General features: G+C 60.9%; 18 protein-coding genes. 8 read left to right on the forward strand and 10 right to left on the reverse strand.

Annotation, left to right across the window (positions count from 1 at the left end):
- The first annotated feature begins 91 nt into the window (after positions 1-91).
- From ACXX83_RS22745 to yccS, 6 genes are all read left to right on the forward strand, one after another.
- On the forward strand, positions 92-1,534 hold the full coding sequence (locus ACXX83_RS22745) for a TldD/PmbA family protein (RefSeq protein WP_217836578.1): 1,443 nt from the start codon (positions 92-94) through the stop codon (positions 1,532-1,534).
- On the forward strand, positions 1,534-2,871 hold the full coding sequence (locus ACXX83_RS22750) for a TldD/PmbA family protein (RefSeq protein WP_458549669.1): 1,338 nt from the start codon (positions 1,534-1,536) through the stop codon (positions 2,869-2,871). Before ACXX83_RS22745 ends, ACXX83_RS22750 begins: the two co-directional genes overlap by 1 nt.
- 133 nt (positions 2,872-3,004) lie before the next feature.
- The gene (mdtD, locus tag ACXX83_RS22755) at positions 3,005-4,432 is read left to right on the forward strand and encodes a multidrug transporter subunit MdtD (protein ID WP_217836579.1); all 1,428 of its coding nucleotides are present in this window, start codon (positions 3,005-3,007) and stop codon (positions 4,430-4,432) included.
- Between the two features lie 105 nt (positions 4,433-4,537).
- Positions 4,538-5,875 (forward strand): ATP-dependent RNA helicase DbpA, encoded by a 1,338-nt coding sequence (gene dbpA / locus ACXX83_RS22760; RefSeq protein WP_238540823.1) that lies wholly within the window; start codon positions 4,538-4,540, stop codon positions 5,873-5,875.
- Between the two features lie 152 nt (positions 5,876-6,027).
- Positions 6,028-7,206: a BaiN/RdsA family NAD(P)/FAD-dependent oxidoreductase gene (locus tag ACXX83_RS22765; protein WP_217838479.1), complete on the forward strand. Its 1,179-nt coding sequence runs from the start codon at positions 6,028-6,030 to the stop codon at positions 7,204-7,206.
- Between the two features lie 224 nt (positions 7,207-7,430).
- The gene (gene yccS, locus ACXX83_RS22770) at positions 7,431-9,614 is read left to right on the forward strand and encodes a YccS family putative transporter (protein WP_458549670.1); all 2,184 of its coding nucleotides are present in this window, start codon (positions 7,431-7,433) and stop codon (positions 9,612-9,614) included.
- A gap of 138 nt (positions 9,615-9,752) precedes the next feature.
- On the opposite strand, the gene ACXX83_RS22775 is transcribed toward yccS, so the two are convergent.
- Positions 9,753-10,490, reverse strand: coding sequence for a substrate-binding periplasmic protein (locus ACXX83_RS22775; RefSeq protein ID WP_015097159.1), 738 nt, complete (start codon positions 10,488-10,490; stop codon positions 9,753-9,755).
- A gap of 258 nt (positions 10,491-10,748) precedes the next feature.
- On the opposite strand from ACXX83_RS22775, the gene ACXX83_RS22780 reads away from it, so the two are divergent.
- Positions 10,749-11,201 (forward strand): GNAT family N-acetyltransferase, encoded by a 453-nt coding sequence (locus tag ACXX83_RS22780; protein WP_015097160.1) that lies wholly within the window; start codon positions 10,749-10,751, stop codon positions 11,199-11,201.
- 97 nt (positions 11,202-11,298) lie between these two features.
- Here the strand turns inward: ACXX83_RS22780 and ACXX83_RS22785 are convergent, their stop codons facing one another.
- From ACXX83_RS22785 to ACXX83_RS22795, 3 genes are read right to left on the reverse strand one after another with little or no spacing between them, the layout of a single operon-like run.
- On the reverse strand, positions 11,299-11,595 hold the full coding sequence (locus ACXX83_RS22785; RefSeq protein ID WP_126048012.1) for a winged helix-turn-helix domain-containing protein: 297 nt from the start codon (positions 11,593-11,595) through the stop codon (positions 11,299-11,301).
- A 10-nt stretch (positions 11,596-11,605) separates the two neighbouring features.
- Positions 11,606-12,121, reverse strand: coding sequence for a YgjP-like metallopeptidase domain-containing protein (locus tag ACXX83_RS22790; RefSeq protein ID WP_458549671.1), 516 nt, complete (start codon positions 12,119-12,121; stop codon positions 11,606-11,608).
- A 45-nt stretch (positions 12,122-12,166) separates the two neighbouring features.
- Positions 12,167-14,290 (reverse strand): putative bifunctional diguanylate cyclase/phosphodiesterase, encoded by a 2,124-nt coding sequence (locus tag ACXX83_RS22795; RefSeq protein WP_458549672.1) that lies wholly within the window; start codon positions 14,288-14,290, stop codon positions 12,167-12,169.
- 321 nt (positions 14,291-14,611) lie between these two features.
- On the opposite strand from ACXX83_RS22795, the gene ACXX83_RS22800 reads away from it, so the two are divergent.
- A complete protein-coding gene (locus tag ACXX83_RS22800; protein WP_458549673.1) occupies positions 14,612-15,280 on the forward strand; it encodes a polysaccharide lyase family 7 protein in 669 nt (222 codons plus the stop codon).
- Positions 15,281-15,473: 193 nt separating this feature from the next.
- Here ACXX83_RS22800 and fba read toward each other — a convergent pair whose 3' ends face one another.
- From fba to tkt, 6 genes are all read right to left on the reverse strand, one after another.
- Entirely contained in the window at positions 15,474-16,538 is a 1,065-nt protein-coding gene (gene fba / locus ACXX83_RS22805; protein WP_007975467.1) for a class II fructose-bisphosphate aldolase, read from the reverse strand.
- A gap of 264 nt (positions 16,539-16,802) precedes the next feature.
- Positions 16,803-17,144, reverse strand: coding sequence for an MliC family protein (locus ACXX83_RS22810; RefSeq protein WP_015097164.1), 342 nt, complete (start codon positions 17,142-17,144; stop codon positions 16,803-16,805).
- Between the two features lie 56 nt (positions 17,145-17,200).
- Entirely contained in the window at positions 17,201-17,422 is a 222-nt protein-coding gene (locus tag ACXX83_RS22815; RefSeq protein WP_007975465.1) for a hypothetical protein, read from the reverse strand.
- Between the two features lie 35 nt (positions 17,423-17,457).
- Positions 17,458-18,621, reverse strand: a complete 1,164-nt coding sequence (locus ACXX83_RS22820) for a phosphoglycerate kinase (RefSeq protein WP_007975464.1) — start codon at positions 18,619-18,621, stop codon at positions 17,458-17,460.
- A 12-nt stretch (positions 18,622-18,633) separates the two neighbouring features.
- Positions 18,634-19,686: an erythrose-4-phosphate dehydrogenase gene (gene epd / locus ACXX83_RS22825; protein ID WP_217836586.1), complete on the reverse strand. Its 1,053-nt coding sequence runs from the start codon at positions 19,684-19,686 to the stop codon at positions 18,634-18,636.
- A 151-nt stretch (positions 19,687-19,837) separates the two neighbouring features.
- A complete protein-coding gene (gene tkt / locus ACXX83_RS22830; RefSeq protein WP_458549674.1) occupies positions 19,838-21,835 on the reverse strand; it encodes a transketolase in 1,998 nt (665 codons plus the stop codon).
- Between the last annotated feature and the right edge of the window lie 122 nt (positions 21,836-21,957).

A 21,957-nucleotide genomic window follows, 5' to 3' on the forward strand; every position in this document is an offset into this window, starting at 1 on the left:
CTCGCAGGCCTAATCTAGCGCCACGCAATCGTTTCACCCCTTCCCCTCGCAGCACCGCGCCATCGCCACTCCATAACCAGGAGGTTCACGAATGTTCGATTTCTACCCCCAGCTCAAGCAGCGCTTCGCTGCCTTGCGCACGGGTGCTGAATTCTTTTCCCTGCGTTATGTGCGCGAATCCGGGCAGTACCTGTCGGTGCGCAAGAACATCGCCGAACCGCCGAGCCTGAGCCGTGACGAAGGGGCGATGCTGACCGTGCGGGTCAATGGCGTCGAGGTCTATGCGGCGACCAACGATCTGTCGCAACAAGGCCTGCAGGCCGCCCTCGAGCGCGCCGAGTTCCAGGCCCGTCGACTCAAGCCCCATGCCTTGCTGGACCTGCGTGAACAGGCTGTTTCCAGCGACCGCGCCGATTACTTTTCGCCGAACCTCGACCAGCCCTTCCCGTCCCTGAGCGACTGCTACCAACTGCTCGGCGCCGAGTCGGCCGCCGTGCCCAGGGACGAGCGCCTGGTGAACTGGCAGGTCAGCCTCGGCATCACTCACGTCGAGCAGATTTATCTCAACAGCGCCGGTGCCGAACTGCGCCAGGCCCAACGCTTTGTGTACCCTGGCCTGGACGTCACGGCCTACGACGGCAAAGACAGCCAGACCCGCAGCCTGGGTCGCGAGAACTTCGGCCAGCAAGGCGCGGCGGACGTCATCAGCCGCTGCGGCCTGATCGGTGCCGGTGCCCAGGTGGCTGATCAGGCGCTGCAACTGCTGCTGGCGCCGAACACACCGCAAGGCAAGCGCGACCTGCTGCTGATGCCCGACCAGATGATGCTGCAAATCCACGAATCCATCGGCCACCCGCTGGAGCTGGACCGCATACTGGGTGACGAGCGCAATTACGCCGGCACCAGTTTCGTCAAAGCCGAAGATTTCGGCAGCCTGCAATACGGCTCCGGCCTGCTCAACGTGACCTTCGACCCGGACATCCCCGAGGAGCTCGCCAGCTACGGCCATGACGACGACGGCACGCCCGCCAGCAAACAGTTCCTGATCCGCGAAGGCCTGTTGCTGCGCCCGCTGGGCGGCGCGTTGTCGCAATTCCGTGCCGGCATGGACGGCGTCGCCAACAGCCGCGCCTGTGGCTGGAATCGCCCGCCGATCGATCGCATGGCCAACCTCAACATCGAGCCGGGCGATCAGTCCATCGAACAGCTGATCGGCGGTATCGAACACGGCGTGCTGATGTCGACCAACCGTTCCTGGTCGATCGACGATGCCCGCAATAAATTCCAGTTCGGCTGCGAATGGGGCCAACTGATCGAAAACGGCGAACTCAAAGGCGTGGTAAAAAATCCCAATTACAGGGGCATCTCCGCGCAGTTCTGGAAAAGCCTCAGCGCTGTCGGCGATGCCAGTACCTTCAAGGTCCTCGGCACACCGAATTGCGGCAAGGGCGAGCCGAACCAGGTGATCCGCGTCGGCCACGCGTCACCGGCCTGCGTGTTCAGTAACGTTGATGTATTCGGAGGAGACGCCTGATGCATCCGTCAATCAGCCAGTCCGCATCGTTCAAGGCGCTGGTCAACAGCCTGCGTGCAGCGCTTCACGAGCCCGAACAGTTCACCCTCAGCTACGCCGCCGAATCCTCGGCCTTCATACGTTTCAACCACGCCAAGGTGCGTCAGGCCGGTCAGGTGCAGCAGGCGAGCATCGGCCTGAAACTGATCAACGAAGGCCGCCATGCCGACCTGCAAATCACGTTGGCCGGCGATCCCCAGATTGACCTGCAACGTTTGAACGAAGGCCTGCAACAGCTGCGCGACACCTTGCCGCTGCTACCTGCGGACCCGTATCTGCTGCTCAACCACAATGGCTGGCAGAGCAACAACGTGCAGGCCCAACCGCTGCCGGACACCGAACAGGTGGTCGCGCAAATCACCCAGGCCGCCGAAGGCCTGGATCTTGTCGGTTTCTACGCTGCCGGACCGATCAGTCGTGGTTTTGCCAGTTCTTCGGGCGCCTTCGGCTGGCATCAGGCCAACAGTTTCAATTTCGACTTCAGCCTGTTCCACGAGAACGGCCAGGCGGTAAAGGCCAGCTATGCCGGGCAGGACTGGAACAGCGAAGGCTTTGCCAAACGCTTCGAGCAAGCCCGCGAGCAACTTGAGTTTCTGGGACGGCCGCTACGCACTTTGGCGCCCGGCCAGTACCGCGCTTATCTGGCACCGGCGGCGCTGGAAGAAATCATGGGCATGCTGTGCTGGGGTGGTTTCTCGGCACAGTCGATTGCCAGCAAAAGTAGCCCGCTGCAAAGGCTCTACGGTGGCGACAGCGCATTCAGCCCGCTGGTCTCGCTGGACGAAAAAGTCAGCGGCTCACTGAGCCCGGCGTTTTCCGATGAGGGTTATCCGCGCAGTGACCTGGGGTTGATCGTCAACGGCAAGGCCGGGGCACAACTGGTCAGTTCGCGCAGCGCCGCGGAATACGGTTTGACCGCCAACGGCGCCAGTGGCGGTGAATCCCCGAGCGCGCTGAACATGAAAGCCGGGGCATTGCCTGACGCGGACATCCTCAAGCAGTTGGGTACGGGGCTGTACATCAGCAACCTGTGGTACCTCAACTTTTCGGATCAACCGGCCGCGCGCCTGACCGGCATGACCCGCTTCGCCACTTTCTGGGTCGAGAACGGCGAGATTCAAGCACCGGTCAACACCATGCGCTTTGATGACAGCGCCTTCAGCCTGCTCGGTTCGCGGCTGGAGGCGTTGACTGCGGAACGGGAGTTGTTGTTATCGGCGAGTACGTACAGCCAGCGGGCGACGGCTTCGGCGTTGTTGCCGGGGGCGTTGGTCAGCCGGTTGACCCTGACGCTGTAAACGCAATACCTGTGGGAGCGGGCTTGCCCGCGAAAGCGGTAGGTCAGTCGACCTTGATGTTGGATGTGACGACCTCTTCGCGGGCAAGCCCGCTCCCACAGGGTCCGGTTACCTGACCACCACAAGAGGTCCCATGCCCAACCGCCCGCCTCTCGACGCTATCACCGCCCGCTGGATACCCTGGGTCGTCGCCATTGCCTTCTTCATGCAGTCCCTCGACGGGACGATCCTCAACACCGCCCTGCCGGCCATGGCCCGCGACCTGGCCGAAGACCCATTGCGCATGCAAGGGGTGATCATCGCCTACATGCTCACGGTCGCCTTGCTGATCCCGGCTTCGGGCTGGATCGCCGACCGTTTTGGCACCAGGAAGATCTTCTTCAGCGCAATCCTGCTGTTCAGTCTCGGCTCATTGCTCTGCGCATTGTCGAGCAGCCTGAGCCTGCTGATCGGCGCCCGGGTGATCCAGGGCCTGGGCGGGGCGTTGATGCTGCCGGTCGGGCGGCTGGTGGTGCTGCGCGCCTACCCGCGCTCGGAACTGGTGCGGATCATGGGCTTCATCACCATTCCCGGGCTGCTCGGCCCCTTGATCGGCCCGACCATGGGCGGCTGGATGGTGCAGTACCTGACCTGGCACTGGATCTTCCTGATCAACCTGCCGGTGGGACTGGTGGGATGCTACGCCGTGTGGAAATTCATCCCGGACCTGCGCGGCTCGGAACGCACCCGTTTCGATAGCCTGGGCTTCGTGCTGTTCGGCGCGGCGATGATTCTGATCACCATCGCCATGGAAGGCCTGGGCGAATTGCACCTGCCTCACCTGCGGGTGATGTTGCTGCTGTTCGGCGGCATGGCGTGCCTGGCAGCGTACTGGTTGCGCGCCGGACACATCGAGAACCCGTTGTTCGCACCGTCGCTGTTCAAAACCCGAACCTTTGCCGTGGGCATTCTCGGCAACCTGTTCGCCCGCCTCGGCAGCGGCGCCCTGCCCTTTCTCGTGCCGTTGCTGCTGCAAGTGGCGCTGGGCTATTCGCCGTCCCAGGCCGGGATGAGCATGCTGCCGCTAGCCGCTGCGGCGATGATCGCCAAGTGGGTGGCCCGGCCACTGATCGAGCGGCTGGGTTATCGCATCGTGCTCACCGGCAACACCCTGGCACTGGGCATCATGCTGGCGAGCATGGGCCTGGTCAGCGAGCAGACGCCGTATTGGCTGCTGCTGTGCCTGCTGGCGATCCTTGGCGCAATCAACTCCCTGCAGTTCACCGCGATGAACACCGTGACCCTGATCGACCTCGACGACGCCAGCGCCAGCAGCGGCAACAGCCTGCTGTCGGTGGTCGCGCAATTGTCCCTGAGCCTGGGCGTTGCCTGCGCCGGTGCATTGCTCGGCGGCTTTACGGCGGAGATTGGTAATGATGGCGTGGACACGGTCCTGGGGGCATTCCAATTGACCTTCGTGACCGTGGGAATCATGGCGATGCTGGCCGCGACAATCTTCTCGCAACTGTCAAAGAATGACGGACGGCGCGTCAAACGTCCGGAAGAACACATAGAGCCTTAGGGCGAATGGCCATCGGACTGGTACACTGCGCGACATTTTGTTTTGCAGGCCAGTCCCGTGACCACCATCGCCACCGAATTTAATACTTTGCCGCTGTCTGCCGCCATGCTGGCTAACCTCGAATCCCTCGGTTATGCCCAGATGACGCCGATCCAGGCGCAAAGCTTGCCGGTGATCCTCAAAGGGATGGACCTGATCGCCCAGGCCAAGACCGGCAGCGGCAAGACCGCTGCCTTCGGCATCGGCCTGCTGAACCCGATCAATCCGCGTTACTTCGGTTGCCAGGCACTGATCCTGTGCCCGACCCGCGAGCTGGCCGACCAGGTTGCCAAGGAAATCCGTCGCCTGGCCCGTGCCGAAGACAACATCAAGGTCCTGACCCTGTGCGGCGGCGTGTCCCTCGGCCCGCAGATCGCTTCGCTGGAGCACGGCGCGCACATCATCGTCGGCACGCCGGGGCGCATCCAGCAGCACCTGCGCAAGGGCTCGCTGGTCCTTCACGGCCTCAACACCCTGATCCTCGACGAAGCCGACCGCATGCTCGACATGGGTTTCTACGATTCCATCGAAGAAATCATCATGCAGGCCCCGGAGCGTCGCCAGACCCTGTTGTTCTCCGCGACCTACCCGGTAGGCATCAAGCAACTGGCCTCGAAGTTCATGCGCAACCCGCAGCAAGTGAAGGCCGAAGCGTTCCACGACGACACGCAGATCGAGCAGCGCTTCTACGAGATCTCCCCGGATGACCGCATGAGTGCGGTGACCAAGGTACTTGGCCACTTCCGCCCGGCGTCCTGCGTAGCCTTCTGCTTCACCAAGCAACAGGTTCAGGAAACCGTCGATCACCTGACCGCCAAAGGCATCTCCGCCGTTGGCCTGCACGGTGATCTGGAACAGCGCGACCGTGACCAGGTGCTGGCGATGTTCGCCAACCGCAGTACTTCGGTACTGGTCGCCACCGACGTTGCTGCCCGTGGTCTGGACATCGATTCCCTGGACATGGTGATCAACGTCGAGCTGGCCCGTGATTCGGAAATCCACATCCACCGCGTCGGCCGTACCGGCCGCGCCGGTGAGAAAGGCCTGGCGATCAGCCTGGTGGCACCGTCCGAAGCGCAGCGTGCACAAGCCATCGAGCAATTGCAGAAAACACCGCTGACCTGGGATCAGGTGGACAACCTCACCTCCAAGGGCGGTGGTCCGCTGTTGCCGCAGATGAGCACCCTGTGCATCGCTGGCGGCCGCAAGGACAAGGTCCGTCCGGGCGACATTCTTGGCGCACTGACCGGTGACGCCGGCATCCCCGGCGCCCAGGTCGGCAAGATCGCGATTTTCGACTTCCAGGCCTATGTGGCCGTGGAGCGCGGCGTCGCCAAGCAGGCCTTGCAGCGTTTGAACGACGGCAAGATCAAGGGCCGTTCGTTGCGCGTGCGTATCCTGTAAAAACGCATCGCCCCCTGTAGGAGCGAGCCTGCTCGCGATGGACGACAGAACACCGCTGGGTATCAGACACCCCGCGTTATCGTTGACGTCCATCGCGAGCAAGCTCGCTCCTACAGGTTTGTTTTGTGGTGAGTCATCAAGAGGACACCGTTTTGCGCTCTACCGAAGTCGTGATCATTGGCGCTGGCGCCGCAGGGTTGATGTGTGCACTGACCGCCGCCGGGCGCGGGCGCAAGGTGCTGTTGCTCGACCATGCCAACAAGGCCGGCAAGAAAATCCTGATGTCTGGCGGTGGTCGCTGCAATTTCACCAACATGTACACGGAACCGGGCAATTTTCTCTCGCAGAATGCCCATTTCTGCAAATCCGCCCTGGCCCGTTACACCCAGTGGGATTTCATCGGCATGGTGGCCAAGCACGGTGTGCCGTACCACGAGAAAAAACTCGGCCAGTTGTTCTGCGATAACAAATCCAGCGACATCCTCGAAATGCTGCTGAACGAGTGCGACCAGGTCGGCGTCAGCCTGCACCTGGACACCTCTATCCAGACCATCGAGAAGCTTGAGAAAGGCTATTTGCTGGACACGACACTCGACCAGATCACCTGCGAATCCCTGGTGATCGCCACTGGCGGCCTGTCGATCCCGACGCTGGGCGCCACCGGCTTCGGTTACCAGGTGGCCAGGCAGTTCGGCCACGAACTGCTGCCGACCCGCGCCGGTCTGGTTCCATTCACCATCACCGATCAGCTCAAGGTGTTGTGCACCGAGTTGTCCGGTACATCGGTGGATTGTCTGGTGAGCTGCAACGACCAGAGCTTCCGCGAGAACATCCTGTTTACCCACCGCGGCCTCAGCGGCCCGGCGATTTTGCAGATCTCGTCGTTCTGGGAGTCCGGCGATACCGTCGAGATCAACCTGATGCCGGATCACGACGTGCCGGACTGGCTGCAACAGCAACAGGCCGAACGCCCCAACAGCGAGCTGAAAACCCTGCTCGGTGAAATCTTCACCAAGAAGATGGCCAACCTGCTGGCGGACAACTGGTTCGTCTCCAAACCGATGAAGCAGTACACCCACGCGGAACTGGCTGACATCGCCGAGAAACTGGCGAGCTGGAAAGTCGTGCCGGCGGGCACCGAGGGTTATCGCACCGCCGAGGTGACCCTGGGCGGCGTCAATACCAATGAAGTGTCGTCCAAGACCATGGAATCACTGAAAAGCCCGGGCCTGTATTTCATCGGCGAAGTGCTGGATGTCACCGGGCATCTTGGCGGATTCAACTTCCAGTGGGCGTGGGCCTCCGGTTACGCCGCGGCGCAGTACGTCTGACAAACACAAATCAAAATGTGGGAGCGGGCTTGCTCGCGAAGGCGCTGTGTCAGTCGACAGAGATATCGGCTGACAGATTGTATTCGCGAGCAAGCCCGCTCCCACATTTGTTATGCGTGAAGCTCAAAGGAACAGATTTTGCTGTCTGATGTGATCGGCGCCATTGCGTCGGCGTCATTAGTGGCTCAATTTAGCGTCATTGCCTCGGAAGGCCCTCGCACTTCATGTCATCGACTTCGTTCCGCCAGTCTCTGCGGCGCCTTTGGGCGCTGGATAAATTCAGCTACAGCTTGAGGGTGTTCATTGCCCTGACCGGCACCATGGCGCTGTGTTGGTATCAGGACGAAATGGGCCTGCTGATCCCGTTGTTCCTGGGGATTATCGCCAGTGCCCTGGCCGAGACCGACGACAGCTGGCAGGGCCGTCTCAACGCGCTGGCGGTGACGCTGGTGTGTTTCGCTGTCGCCGCCCTGTCCGTCGAACTGCTCTTCCCCTACCCCTCGCTGTTTATCATCGCTTTCGCCCTGGCCGCGTTCTGCCTGACCATGCTCGGCGCTCTCGGCGAGCGCTATGGCGCGATTGCTTCGGCAACCTTGATCCTGTCGGTCTACACCATGATCGGCGTGGACCAGCGCGGCGGCGCGGTTACCGACGTCTGGCACGAGCCGGTGCTGCTGGTGGCCGGTGCCGCCTGGTATGGCCTGCTGTCAGTGTTGTGGCAGGCGCTGTTTTCCAATCAGCCGGTGCAGCAGAGCCTTGCGCGGCTGTTCCGCGAACTGGGCTTTTACCTGAAGCTGAAATCCTCGCTGTTCGAGCCGATCCGGCAGATGGACGTGGAAGCCCGGCGGCTGGAACTGGCCCAGCAGAACGGCCGGGTGGTGGCGGCATTGAATGCCGCCAAGGAAATCATCCTGCACCGGGTCGGCAACGGACGCCCGGGATCGAAGGTCAGCCGCTACCTGAAACTGTACTTTCTCGCCCAGGACATCCACGAACGCGCCAGCTCTTCACACTATCCGTACAACGCACTCGCAGAAGCGTTTTTCCACAGTGACGTCATGTTCCGCTGCCAACGCCTGTTGCGTCAGCAAGGCAAAGCCTGCCGTGCCCTGGCCGAATCGATCCAGATGCGTCAACCGTTCACCTATGACGCCAGTTTCACCGAGGCTCTCAGCGATCTGGATGCCTCTCTCGAACACCTGCGCATCCAGAGCAACCCGGCCTGGCGCGGCCTGCTGCGTTCGCTGCGGGCACTGGCGGCCAACCTCGGCACCCTCGACCGCTTGCTCAGCGATGCCAGTAACCCCGACGCCCTGGCCGACGCCACCGACAGCAGCTTGCTCGACCGTTCGCCCCGCAACCTCAAGGACGTGTGGGTTCGCCTGCGCACGCAGCTGACGCCGACCTCGTTGCTGTTCCGTCATGCCCTGCGATTGCCCCTGGCGTTGAGTATCGGCTACGCCATGGTGCATTTGATCCACCCGTCCCAGGGCTACTGGATCATCCTCACGACGCTGTTCGTCTGCCAACCGAACTACGGCGCCACCCGCCGCAAACTCGGTCAACGGATCATTGGCACCGCCATCGGCCTGACGTTGGCCTGGGCGCTGTTCGACCTGTTCCCGAACCCGCTGATCCAGTCGTGCTTCGCCATTGCCGCCGGGGTGGTGTTCTTTACCAACCGCACCACTCGCTACACCCTGGCGACGGCGGCAATCACCCTGATGGTGCTGTTCTGCTTCAACCAGGTGGGTGACGGTTACGGATTGTTCCTGCCACGGTTGTTCGATACCTTGCTCGGCAGCCTGATCGCCGGGCTGGCGGTGTTCCTGTTCCTGCCGGACTGGCAGGGCCGGCGCCTGAACAAAGTGCTGGCCAACACCCTGGCCTGCAACAGCATTTACCTGCGCCAGATCATGCAGCAGTACGCCGCGGGCAAAAGCGACGACCTGGCCTACCGCCTGGCCCGCCGCAACGCGCACAACGCCGACGCGGCGCTGTCGACCACGCTGGCCAATATGCTGATGGAGCCGGGGCATTTCCGAAAAGAAGCGGACGTGGGCTTCCGCTTCCTGGTGCTCTCGCACACACTGCTCAGTTACCTGTCAGGCCTGGGTGCGCACCGGGAAACCCCACTGCCGGCAGACGTGCGTGAACAGTTGATCGAGGGAGCCGGGGTGAAACTGGCTGCCAGCATCGACGAGATCGCCCAGGGGCTGGCGAGCAAGGCTTCGATTGCGATTCAGAGCGATGAAGAAGAAGCACTGGCCAATGAGCTGGAACAGATGCCGGATGAAATCGACGAAGGCCAGCGGCTGGTGCAGACGCAGTTGGCATTGATCTGCCGGCAGCTCGGGCCGTTGCGGACACTGGCGGCGCATCTCATCAAGGACGCCAGTGAGGATTGAGATTCAGGCTGGCTGTACCGGCCCCTTCGCGGGCAAGCCCGCTCCCACAGGGGTTCTGTGAGCGACGTAAATCCAGTGTGGGAGCGGGCTTGCTCGCGAAGAGGCCAGCAAAAACACCACAGACTCTGGCCCGCCCACTCACATCCCATGCTGCTTCATCAGCTTTTCATAACTCCCGTCCGCCTTCATCGCCGCAATCTCCCGGTCGAACCCGGCAACGATCTGCTCATGCTGCGGGTTCTTCAGGCTGACCAGAATATGCAGGCTGTTCTCGCTCAGGGCCTTGGGCAGGAATTCCACGGCGTTTCGTACCTTGGGTGACTCGCGGGCGAGGTAATAGCGGGCGACGTACTCATCTTCCAGCGTCAGTTTGACCCGGTCGGCAGCGACCATACGCACGGCCATGGCGAAGCTGTGCACGGGGACTTTCTGCAACGAGTCATCGTTGTCGAACCCGGGCGAATAGGCGTAACCGCGCACGATGGCAATCGGATAAGTGTGCAATTGCTGCAGGTTATTGAATTCGATGGGCGCGTCCTTACGCTTGAGAAAACGTACGCGATTGAGCAGGTATTCGCCGGAAAACTGGCCGAGTCTTGTCCGCTCCTCGGTGTACCAGGCGTTGACCAGCACGTCATATCGGCCCTCACCCAACCCCATCAGGGCGCGCGCCCAGGGCACTTGTTCAAACTCACTGGCATAGCCGGCCCTGGCGAGCGCGGTACTGACAATGTCCGTGGCCAGACCACCATTGATGAGCGTGGCATCGGTAAAGGGTGGCCAGGCATCAGCGACCAACCGCAGTTTTTCTGCCGCTGCACCCTGAACCAGCAACAGCAATCCAATCAAGGCAAAAGCTCGATGCAATCGCGGCATGCTAGAAAAATCCTTAGCGGGCGATTGCCCGACGTGTTTTCAGCCAAAAACCCAAGGCCCCTGATCCGGCAATACCCGGGCACTCAACATTAGCTCAGCGAAGCCACAGCACAGCGCTTCGATCCAGATTACACAAAGAAGACATCCACGCGAGAAATGAATGATGGCATTTTGGCCTTTGTCACAGATTCTCCTGCCATAAAGACTTCTGGCGTGAGTGCGCTTAGTATCGGAACGACGTTTTCAGGGAATCAAAACATGACAGTCGATTGGATCTGCAAACATCACAGCGACCTGGGCAAGGAGCAGCTGTACGCCATTTTGCAGCTGCGCGCAGAAGTGTTCGTCGTCGAGCAGAAATGCGTTTACCAGGATATCGATGGCCAGGACCTGGAGGGCGACACCTGCCACGTGATGGCCTGGGACGGTAACCAACTGGTGGCCTACCTGCGGTTGCTTGACCCGCAATCGCAGGGCGGCGACGTGGTGATCGGGCGGGTGATCATTGCCCCGCAGGCACGCGGCGTGGGCCTGGGGCATGAACTGATGGATCAGGCGCTGAAACAGATCGAGAAGTACTGGCCAGGCCTGCCGGTCTACCTTTCGGCCCAGGCGCATTTGCAGGGGTATTACGGGCGCTATGGCTTTGTCGTGGCGGGTGAGGAATATGTGGAAGATGGCATTCCACACATTGGCATGCGTCGTCCGTAAGGGCCTCTTCGCGAGCAAGCCCGCTCCCACAGGGGACCGCATTCCAGTGTGGGAGCGGGCTTGCTCGCGAAGGCGTCAGTCAAACCACTGAAAGATTTCAGGGATACTCCAGCACCGCCTTGATCTGCCGCAGATTACGCTCGATCCACCCTCGATCAATCGCACCCCACTCGCGAATCCGATAGCGCCCCGCATGGTTGCGCGCGCCCTCTTCCTGCTCGAATTCACAGAGGATATCCAGATCCGCCAACGCCGCGATGGTGTCCTGCGCCGTGCGCCGGGGCATGCCGGTCACTTCGGTGAGCGCCGGGACGCTGCTGGCCAGACCGCTGTCGATCAGGTACGCCACATACAAACGGCGATAGAAGCTGCTCTTGGTCTTGCTCACGTCCATCCATTGCTCCTTAAAAGATCGCAGCCTGCGGCAGCGCCTGCAGATCCCGCCACGTCAGGTACACCCGCACATCGAACTCCACCTGGTGATACCCCGGCAGCATGTGCTCGCACAGTTTGTAGAAAGCCTTGTTGTGGTCCGATTCCTTGAAGTGCGCCAGCTCATGCACCACGATCATTTTCAGGAACTCGCATGGCGCTTCCTTGAACAGCGAAGCGATGCGGATTTCCTTCTTGGCCTTGAGCTTGCCGCCTTGCACCCGGGAGATCGTGGTGTGCAGGCCAAGGGCACGGTGAGTGAGGTCTAGGCGATTGTCGAACAGCACCTTGTCGATGGCCGGAGCATTACGCAGGTATTCCTGCTTGAGGTCCAGGGCATAGGTGTACAGCGCCTTGTCGCTCTGCACACCATGCTTTTGCGGATAACGCTGGCTCAGGTAATCGCCCAGCCGACCGTCGGCGATCAGCTGGCGCACTTGATCCTGCAAGGTGGCGGGATAGGCCTGGAGATATTTCAACACGGTCATCGGGGCGGCAATACAGGTCACTGAAAGGTCGCCAGTGTAGCGAATTCAGCGGGGCAGCGCGCTCCAGTCAAACGGCTGGACAAAGACCCCGGCATCCTCGGCCATCATCGGTCGGGCCACCAGAAAGCCTTGCACATATTCGCAGCCGTTGGCCCGCAGCCACTCATACTGCGCGACGGTCTCCACCCCTTCGGCAATCACCAGCACCCCGAACTGTTTGCACAGGTCGATCACACTGCGCACCAGCGCCGCATCCCGTACCGAGTCCGGCAAGCGGGCTATCAAATGCCGGTCGAGCTTGAGGGTGTCCAGCTCCAGGTCGCGCAGGTGCGACAGGGAGCACGGGCCGACCCCGAAGTCATCCAATGCCACTCGTACGCCCAGATTGTGCAACAGGCGTAACTGCTTGCGGGTTTCCTCGGGGTGATGCATCAAGGCCTCTTCCGTGATCTCGACCTCCAGATGACGCGGCTGCAAGCCATGGCGCTCCAGCACCTGGCGCAGTTCGGTGACCAGGTTGGGCATGCCGAACTGCGTGCTGCTCAAGCTGACGCCGAGCACCAGATCATCGGTGAACAGGGTTTCCCAGGCTTTGCGCTGCCCCGCGCTGCGGTGGTAGATCCAGCTGCCCAGACGACTGATCAGCCGCGCCTCTTCCAGCAATGGCAAAAACAGTCCCGGCGGCACGTCGCCTACGCTCGGATGCTGCCAGCGCAGCAAGGCCTCGAAGCCTCGAATCCGCCCGTCCGCAATCGCAACCTGAGGCTGATACACCAGGTTGAAATCCCGGTTCTCGATGGCCGTGCGCACACTTTCTTCGAGCATCAGCCGCGAGCGCGCCCGACCGTTCATTTCGTGATCGTAGAAGCGATATTGCTGACGACCGGCACGCTTGGCTTCGTACATGGCGATGTCGGCCGCCCGCAGCATCCCGTCGAGATTGGCACCACAATCGGGGAATGTAGCAATGCCGATACTGGCACCCAGGGCGATATCAAGACCGTCGACCTGCTGACAGATCGACACGCGCTCGATGAGCTTTTCGGCAATCTTCGCCGCTTGCTCGGGAAACTCCAGATCCAGCAACGCGGTGAATTCATCGCCACCCATCCGCGCCAGAATGTCGAAGGGCCGCAAGCAAGCCTTCAATTGCTCGGAGACCCAGCGCAGCACCCGATCGCCGGCATCGTGCCCGAGCGAATCATTGACGCGCTTGAAGCCGTCGAGGTCCAGATACATCAAGACCCAGGAACTGTCGGAACGCTCACCGCGCAACAGCAGGTTCTCTACGGTCTGGTAGAAACCGCGGCGGTTGAGCAATCCGCTCAGCGGATCGGTGACCGCCTGAAACTCCAGTTGCTGATGCAGATGACGCACCACCGACATGTCCAGCACGGTCACGACCATTGCATGTTGCTCGACAGGCAATGGCGCACAGGACAAGGCCACCGGCACCTGCTGGCCACGCGTCGTACGCAGCAGAGCATCGTGCAGGCGCAAGGTTTCACCACGTTTGTAGCCCGTGAAAAACTCTGAATCGGCCCAGACCGGGACATGGGGCTTTTGCAGATAGTCCAGAAACTCCTTGCCTTGCAGTTCCTGCACCGGCGCATTGAGCAGCCGCGACATCGCCGGATTGGCAAAACGGATCAGGCCGTCCTCACCCAACACCAGAATGCCTTCGGCCGCGTTATCCAGCACCGATGCATTAAAGGCCCGGGCGGATTCCAGATCGTGACTCAAGCGCTGCAAAGCCCGGCGGTTGCGCTGGTGTTCGAGCAACGCCTGGACCTTGGGCGTGAAAATCTGCGGGTCGAACGGCTTGAACAGGTAATCCACCGCACCGCTGGCATAGCCCTTGATGACCGCGTCCTGGGACTGTTCATTGGCGGTCAGGAAAATGATCGGCGTGAGGCGGGTCCGCTGGCTACCGCGCATCAGGCGCGCCACTTCATAACCGTCCATGCCCGGCATCTGCACGTCCAGCAACACCAGGTCGATATCGTGTTCAAGCAACAAGCCGAGGGCGTCGAATCCCGAGGTGGCAGTAATGACCCGCCAGCCCTGGCGCTGTAACAACGCGCGCATGCTGATCAGGTTTTCAGGGTAATCGTCTACGACTAAAAGGGTTGAGCCGCCTTCTACTGGCGTGGGTTGCGCGCATTCCATGCTGCTTCTCTAATTGCGGGGCGTCAGGCCGGTTTCTCGTGAAAACCGGACAAATACTGTGCCTTCACTCTAGACCCGGCTCTGCAAAAGCAGAAGGTATCAGTGAGCCAGCATTCACCATTGTGACTTTTTGCCGACTAACGGTCGATGGTTCAGCCCCATAAAACCGGGAAAGATGGCATTTCGACAGGATGTTGACGTCAACCACCCGTCAGGCGAGCGTTAACAAAATACTTCGCTACGATTATAAAGGCCGCCCAAAAGGTGCGGTCTAGAGCTTCTGGCACGCCCGTGCAGCATGAACCCAGTGGAAGAACCGACATGATCGATCTCGCAACCTGGAACCTCAGCGTTCCCGTTGGCAGCCCGCCGTACACCGTCGAAACCGCCAAACTGGTGGATGGCTTCAAGGATCAATACTTCCACTCCGACACCGGCACATTGTTTTTCTGGACGCCCGTGACCGGTTCCCGTACCGAAAACGCGATTTATCCGCGCACCGAATTACGTGAAACCTACAGCAACGGCACGTTGAAAAACTGGTATTACCCAGAGGCCGACAACTTGTTGTATGCCACGCTGGCAGTGAACCAGGTGCCGAGCTCCGGGAAAATCGTCATCGGCCAGATCCATGCCTATCAAAGCCAGAAACCTCTGGTGAAGGTCGAGTACCAATACAAAACCAGTACGGCCACCGGCAATATCGTCGCCAAGGTCCGGATGCATCCCGATGACGATACAGGCCGGGTGATCATTGTTGCGACAGGGGTGAAACTCGACCAGGAGTTCAACTACCTCATCCACCTCAGCCCCGGCGGGGCCTTGGGCATCAGCGCGGCAGGTTATCGGTGGGATACGCAAATCAGCACAACCTGGCGCAACAAGCCGCTGTACTTCAAGGCCGGGGTCTATGTGCAGGACAACACCGGGTACACCACTGAAGGCGGGAAAGTGACCTTCAGCAAACTGGATATCGATCACAATCAATAATGTCGGGGCACCGTTGACCCTGTGGGTGCGGGCTTGCTCGCGAAGGCGTAATGTCAGGCGACATTGATGTTGAATGACACAACGCTTTCGCGAGCAAGCCCGCTCCCACACTGACCGCGTCGACCATGGATCATCGCCCACAAAAAACCCGCCTCGCGGCGGGTTCTTCATTTGTGCAGCTTAACGCCCGGTCTTAGTTGACCTTGGCGTTCAACTCACCTTTCAGGTAACGCTGATACATGCCTTCCAGGGAGATCGGCTTGATCTTCGAAGCGTTGCCGGCGGTACCGAAGGCTTCGTAGCGAGCGATGCACACGTCGCGCATGGCGGTAACGGTGGCGCCGAAGAATTTACGCGGGTCGAACTCGCTCGGGTTGGTGGCCATCAGGCGACGCATGGCGCCAGTGGATGCCAGACGCAGGTCGGTGTCGATGTTGACCTTGCGCACGCCGTGCTTGATGCCTTCGACGATTTCTTCAACCGGTACGCCGTAGGTTTCCTTGATGTCGCCGCCGTACTGGTTGATGATCGCCAGCCACTCTTGCGGAACCGAAGACGAACCGTGCATCACCAGGTGAGTGTTCGGAATGCGCTTGTGGATTTCCTTGATGCGGTCGATCGCCAGCACGTCGCCGGTAGGCGGCTTGGTGAACTTGTAGGCGCCGTGGCTGGTGCCGATGGCAATGGCCAGGGCATCAACCTGAGTGCGTTTTACGAAGTCAGCGGCTTCTTCCGGGTCGGTCAGCATCTGGCTGTGATCCAGAACGCCTTCGGCGCCGATGCCGTCTTCTTCACCGGCCATGCCGGTTTCCAGCGAACCCAGGCAGCCCAGTTCGCCTTCTACCGAAACACCACAGGCGTGGGCCATGGCCACGGTCTGCTGGGTGACGCGCACGTTGTAGTCGTAGTCGGTCGGGGTCTTGCCGTCTTCGCCCAGGGAACCGTCCATCATCACCGAGCTGAAGCCTAGCTGGATGGAGCGCTGGCAGACGTCAGGGCTGGTGCCGTGGTCCTGGTGCATGCACACCGGGATGTGCGGGAATTCTTCGATTGCCGCCAGGATCAGGTGACGCAGGAACGGTGCACCGGCGTATTTGCGAGCACCGGCCGAAGCCTGGACGATCACCGGGGAGTCAGTCTTGTCAGCGGCTTCCATGATGGCGCGCATCTGCTCAAGGTTGTTGACGTTGAAGGCTGGAACGCCGTAGCCGAACTCGGCTGCGTGGTCCAGCATCTGGCGCATGCTGATAAGTGCCATTGTGTGTGTCTCTCCCGGTTGAGGGTCGTTAATCGTGCCAGCCTGCCGTAGCGGCGGCGGCTATTCAAGTTATTGCAGATCGGGGGTTGAGCCCGGGCTGCGAATTCGGGTGATGCCAAAATCTCAACAACTGCATAGAACCCTTGTGGGAGCGGGCTTGCTCGCGAATGCGGCTCAACATTCAACATCTATGCAAGCTGATCCACCGCTTTCGCGAGCAAGCCCGCTCCCACATTTGGATCTCTGTACGTCAAATCAATCGTGTTAATCAGCCTTACAGCCACGGCCGATCAAATCATTGGTGGCGACCCAGTAAACCAAGCCTTCCTCACCTTTTATGTGAAACGCCAGCATGTCATTGCTGTACAGCGAGCCCGATGCACCCGGTTCCTGCTTCAAGCGGTAGACCTGATCGGCACCGCCAAGGCGCACATCGACTTCGTTGCGGCTGTCGTCGGTGTAGCGCCACAGCACTTTGGCCTGGCTGTCGCAGGTCCAGGTGGTCCAGTTATCCACAGGCGCGGACGACTGGAACGGGTTCAACTGATCCATCTGAGCACAACCGGCCAACAGCGCCAGCGCCGTAACGGCGATAAAACCTTTCATCCGTGTCCCTCGACTGGCGGCGCACGCTGCCAGCCCTGAGTAATGAGTCAGACCCGTCAAGGGCAGCCATGTTCCTTGGCGGGCGTCCGGGTCTCGTATTTGTCCAGGCCTTCGGGCCCGGAACGCTTGTTGAGCACCGGGTTGGTTTCGGCCTGCCAGTCAGCCTGGTAGCAGCCCTTGTCCGACTCGGACGGCGCCGGTTCCGCAGTGGCCTTCGGGTTACTCCCGCACGCCACCAGCGAACCTGCGACGATCAACAGCGCTAACGTCTTGACCATGTCAACACTCCCTTGCCTGGTCAAACGGGCGACCCTCAGGCCTTGGCCCGACTTTCCAGGACTTCAACGGCTGGCAGCACCTTGCCTTCGACGAACTCGAGGAACGCGCCGCCACCGGTAGAAATGTAGGAGATCTGCTCGGCCACGCCATATTTGTCGATGGCAGCCAGGGTGTCGCCACCGCCGGCAATGGAGAACGCCGCGCTGTCTGCGATGGCCTGGGCCAGCACTTTGGTGCCATTGCCGAATTGGTCGAACTCGAACACGCCGACCGGACCATTCCACAGGATGGTCTTGGACGATTTCAGCAGTTCGGCGAAGTTCGCGGCGGTCTGCGGGCCGATGTCCAGGATCATGTCGTCGGCAGCGACGTCAGCGATCAGCTTGACGGTTGCAGCGGCGCTTTCAGCGAATTCCTTGGCAACCACCACGTCCACTGGCAGCGGCACGCTGACTTTGGCGGCGATGGCGCGAGCAGTGTCGAGCAGGTCCGGCTCGTACAGCGACTTGCCGACCGGGTGACCGGCAGCGGCCAGGAAGGTGTTGGCAATGCCGCCGCCGACGATCAACTGATCGCAGATCTGGCTCAGGCTGTTCAGCACGTCGAGTTTGGTCGACACCTTGGAGCCGGCGACGATGGCCGCCATCGGCTGGGCCGGGGCGCCCAGGGCCTTGCCCAGTGCGTCCAGTTCAGCGGCCAGCAGTGGGCCGGCAGCGGCGACTTTGGCGAACTTGGCCACGCCGTGGGTCGAACCCTCGGCACGGTGAGCGGTGCCGAAGGCGTCCATCACGAACACGTCGCACAGGGCCGCGTATTGCTGGGCCAGTTCGTCGGCGTTCTTTTTCTCGCCTTTGTTGAAGCGCACGTTTTCGAACAGCACGATATCGCCGGCCTTGACGTCAACACCGCCCAGGTAATCGGCCACCAGCGGCACTTCACGACCCAGGGCACGGCTCAAGTAGTCGGCAACCGGCTTGAGGCTGTTCTCGGCGGAGAACTCGCCTTCGGTCGGACGGCCAAGGTGCGAGCAGACCATCACGGCCGCGCCTTTTTCCAGGGCCAGCTTGATGGTCGGCAGCGAGGCCAGGATACGCGCATCGCTGGTGACAACACCGTCCTTGACTGGGACGTTGAGGTCTTCGCGGATCAATACGCGCTTACCTTGCAGATCGAGGTCGGACATCTTCAACACGGTCATGGGTCGCACTTCCTACGGTTTTTTTGAAGTTGCTGTTTGCAGATAGTGTTCTGCAACGTCCAGCATTCGGTTGGCAAAACCCCATTCGTTGTCGAACCAGGCCAGAATGTTCACCAGCCGTGGGCCGGAAACGCGGGTCTGACTGGCATCGACGATCGCCGAATGTGGGTCATGGTTGAAATCACAGCTTGCGTGGGGTAACTCGGTGTAAGCCAGCAGGCCTTTGAGCGGGCCACTGGTGGCGGCTTCGCGCAGGATCCGGTTGACCTCGATGGCGTCGGTCGCAGTGGCAGTCTGCATCGTGATATCGAGGCAGGACACGTTGACCGTCGGCACCCGCACGGCTTTGGCCTGAATTCGTCCGGCAAGTTCCGGCAACAGGCGTTCGATACCGCGCGCCAGACCGGTGGACACCGGAATCACCGACTGGAACGCCGAACGGGTGCGGCGCAGGTCTTCGTGGTGATAGGCATCGATGACCGGCTGATCGTTCATCGCCGAGTGAATGGTGGTGATCGACACGTAATCCAGGCCAATGGCCTGATTCAGCAGGCGCAACAGCGGCACGCCGCAGTTGGTAGTGCAGGACGCGTTGGACACCAGCAGTTCATCGCCGGTCAGGCAATCCTGGTTCACGCCGTAGACAATGGTCGCGTCGACATCGGTCTCGCTGGCCATCGGCTGGGAAAACAGCACACGCGGGGCGCCGGCGTCGAGGAAACGCTGGCCGTCTTCGCGAGTGTGATAAGCGCCGGAGCACTCCAGCACCAGATCGATGCCCAGGGATGCCCAATCGATGCCTTCGGGGGTGGCACTGCGCAGGACCTTCACGCAGTCGCCATTAATATGCAGACAATCGCCGTCGACTTTCACTTCGCCGGGGAACCGGCCATGGGTGGAGTCGAAGCGTGTCAGGTATTCGATGCTGGCCATGTCCGCCAGATCGTTGATCGCGACAATCTCGAACCCAGCCGTCGAGCCTCGCTCGAACAACGCACGCAAGACGCAACGACCAATCCGGCCGTAGCCGTTGAGTGCAACTTTGTAGGGACGCGGTTGAGGCATGGGGTTCTCGATTACCGTGGTGAATCCGTTAGTGCAGCGTTGAATGTTCCATTGTCATCGCGAGCAAGCTCGCTCCCACAGGGTATACACCGTCCATGTGGGAGCGAGCTTGCTCGCGATAGCGTCAGTTCAGACAACCCGATTTCCGGATTTAGTCTTCCAGCAGTTCTTCAGCCTGACCCAGGATGTTTTCAAGGGTGAAGCCGAACTCTTCGAACAAGGCCGACGCAGGTGCCGACTCGCCGTAGGTGGTCATGCCGATCACGCGCCCTTCCAGGCCCACGTACTTGTACCAGTAGTCCGCATGGGAAGCTTCGATGGCAATACGTGCGCTGACCTGCAACGGCAGGACCGATTGCTTGTAGCCGGCGTCCTGGGCATCGAACACGCTGGTGCACGGCATGGAAACCACACGAACCTTGCGGCCCTGCTCGGTCAGTTTGTCGAAGGCCTGAACAGCCAGGCCGACTTCCGAACCGGTAGCGATCAGGATCAGCTCAGGCTCGCCCGCGCAGTCCTTCAACACGTAACCGCCACGCGCGATCTCTTCGATCTGAATCGCATTGCGGGTTTGGTGCTGCAGGTTCTGACGCGAGAAGATCAGGGCCGAAGGGCCGTCCTTGCGCTCCAGCGCATACTTCCAGCACACCGCCGATTCAACGGCGTCGGCTGGACGCCAGGTGTCGAGGTTCGGCGTGCAGCGCAGGCTGGCCAGTTGCTCGATTGGCTGGTGAGTCGGGCCGTCTTCGCCCAGACCGATGGAGTCGTGGGTGTAGACGTGGATCACGCGCTGCTTCATCAGGGCCGACATGCGCACTGCGTTGCGGGCGTACTCCATGAACATCAGGAAGGTCGCGCCGTAAGGAACCAGGCCGCCGTGCAGGGCAACGCCGTTCATGATCGCGGTCATGCCGAACTCGCGCACGCCGTAGTACATGTAGTTGCCGCTGGCGTCTTCGGCGGTAACGCCTTTGCAACCTTTCCACAGGGTCAGGTTGGAACCGGCCAGGTCAGCCGAACCGCCGAGGAACTCGGGCAGCAGCGGGCCAAATGCGTTCAGGGCATTCTGGCTGGCTTTACGGCTGGCGATGGTTTCGCCCTTGGCAGCCACTTCGGCGATGTAGGCCGCGGCTTTTTCGCTGAAGTCGGCTGGCAGGTCACCGCTCAGGCGACGCACCAGTTCATTGGCTTCAGTCGGGAACGCGGCGGAGTAAGCAGCGAAACGCTGGTCCCACTCGGCTTCGACAGCCTTACCTGCTTCCTTGGCGTCCCACTCGGCGTAGATGTCGGCCGGGATTTCGAACGGGCCGTGGTTCCACTTCAGCGCCGCACGGGTCAGGGCGATTTCCGCGTCACCCAGCGGGGCGCCGTGGCAGTCTTCCTTGCCTTGCTTGTTCGGCGAACCGAAGCCGATGGTGGTCTTGCAGCAGATCAGGGTTGGCTGCGTGCTTTTGCGCGCAGTGTCGATCGCGGTCTTGATCTCTTCCGGATCGTGACCGTCAACGTTGCGGATCACTTGCCAGTTGTAGGATTCGAAACGCTTCGGCGTGTCGTCGGTGAACCAGCCTTCGACTTCGCCGTCGATGGAGATACCGTTGTCGTCGTAGAAGGCGATCAGCTTGCCCAGGCCCAGGGTACCGGCCAGAGAAGCGACTTCGTGGGAAATGCCTTCCATCATGCAGCCATCACCCAGGAACACATAGGTGTGGTGGTCGATGATGTTGTGGCCAGGACGGTTGAACTGCGCCGCCATGACTTTTTCAGCCAGGGCAAAACCCACGGCGTTGGCCAGGCCCTGGCCCAGTGGACCGGTGGTGGTTTCAACGCCCGGGGTGTAGCCAAGTTCCGGGTGGCCCGGGGTGCGGCTGTGCAGTTGACGGAACTGCTTGAGGTCATCGATCGACAGGTCGTAGCCGGTCAGGTGCAGCAGCGAGTAGATCAGCATCGAGCCGTGGCCGTTGGACAGCACGAAGCGGTCACGGTCGGCGAACGATGGATTGCTCGGGTTGTGCTTGAGGTAGTCGCGCCAAAGTACCTCGGCGATATCCGCCATACCCATTGGGGCACCGGGATGGCCGCTGTTGGCTTTTTGCACGGCATCCATGCTGAGGGCACGAATGGCGTTGGCACGCTCACGACGGCTAGGCATCGCTGTTCTCCTGGGGGACTTGAATAAAACGAAACGGAAAAAAGGCGAGCATTTTCCCTCACCCGGACGCCTCGGGGCAATGACAGATAGTCATCTGAAGGCGTTTTTCCAATGGATAACGA

The sequence above is a fragment of the Pseudomonas sp. GNP012 genome, assembly GCF_054343835.1.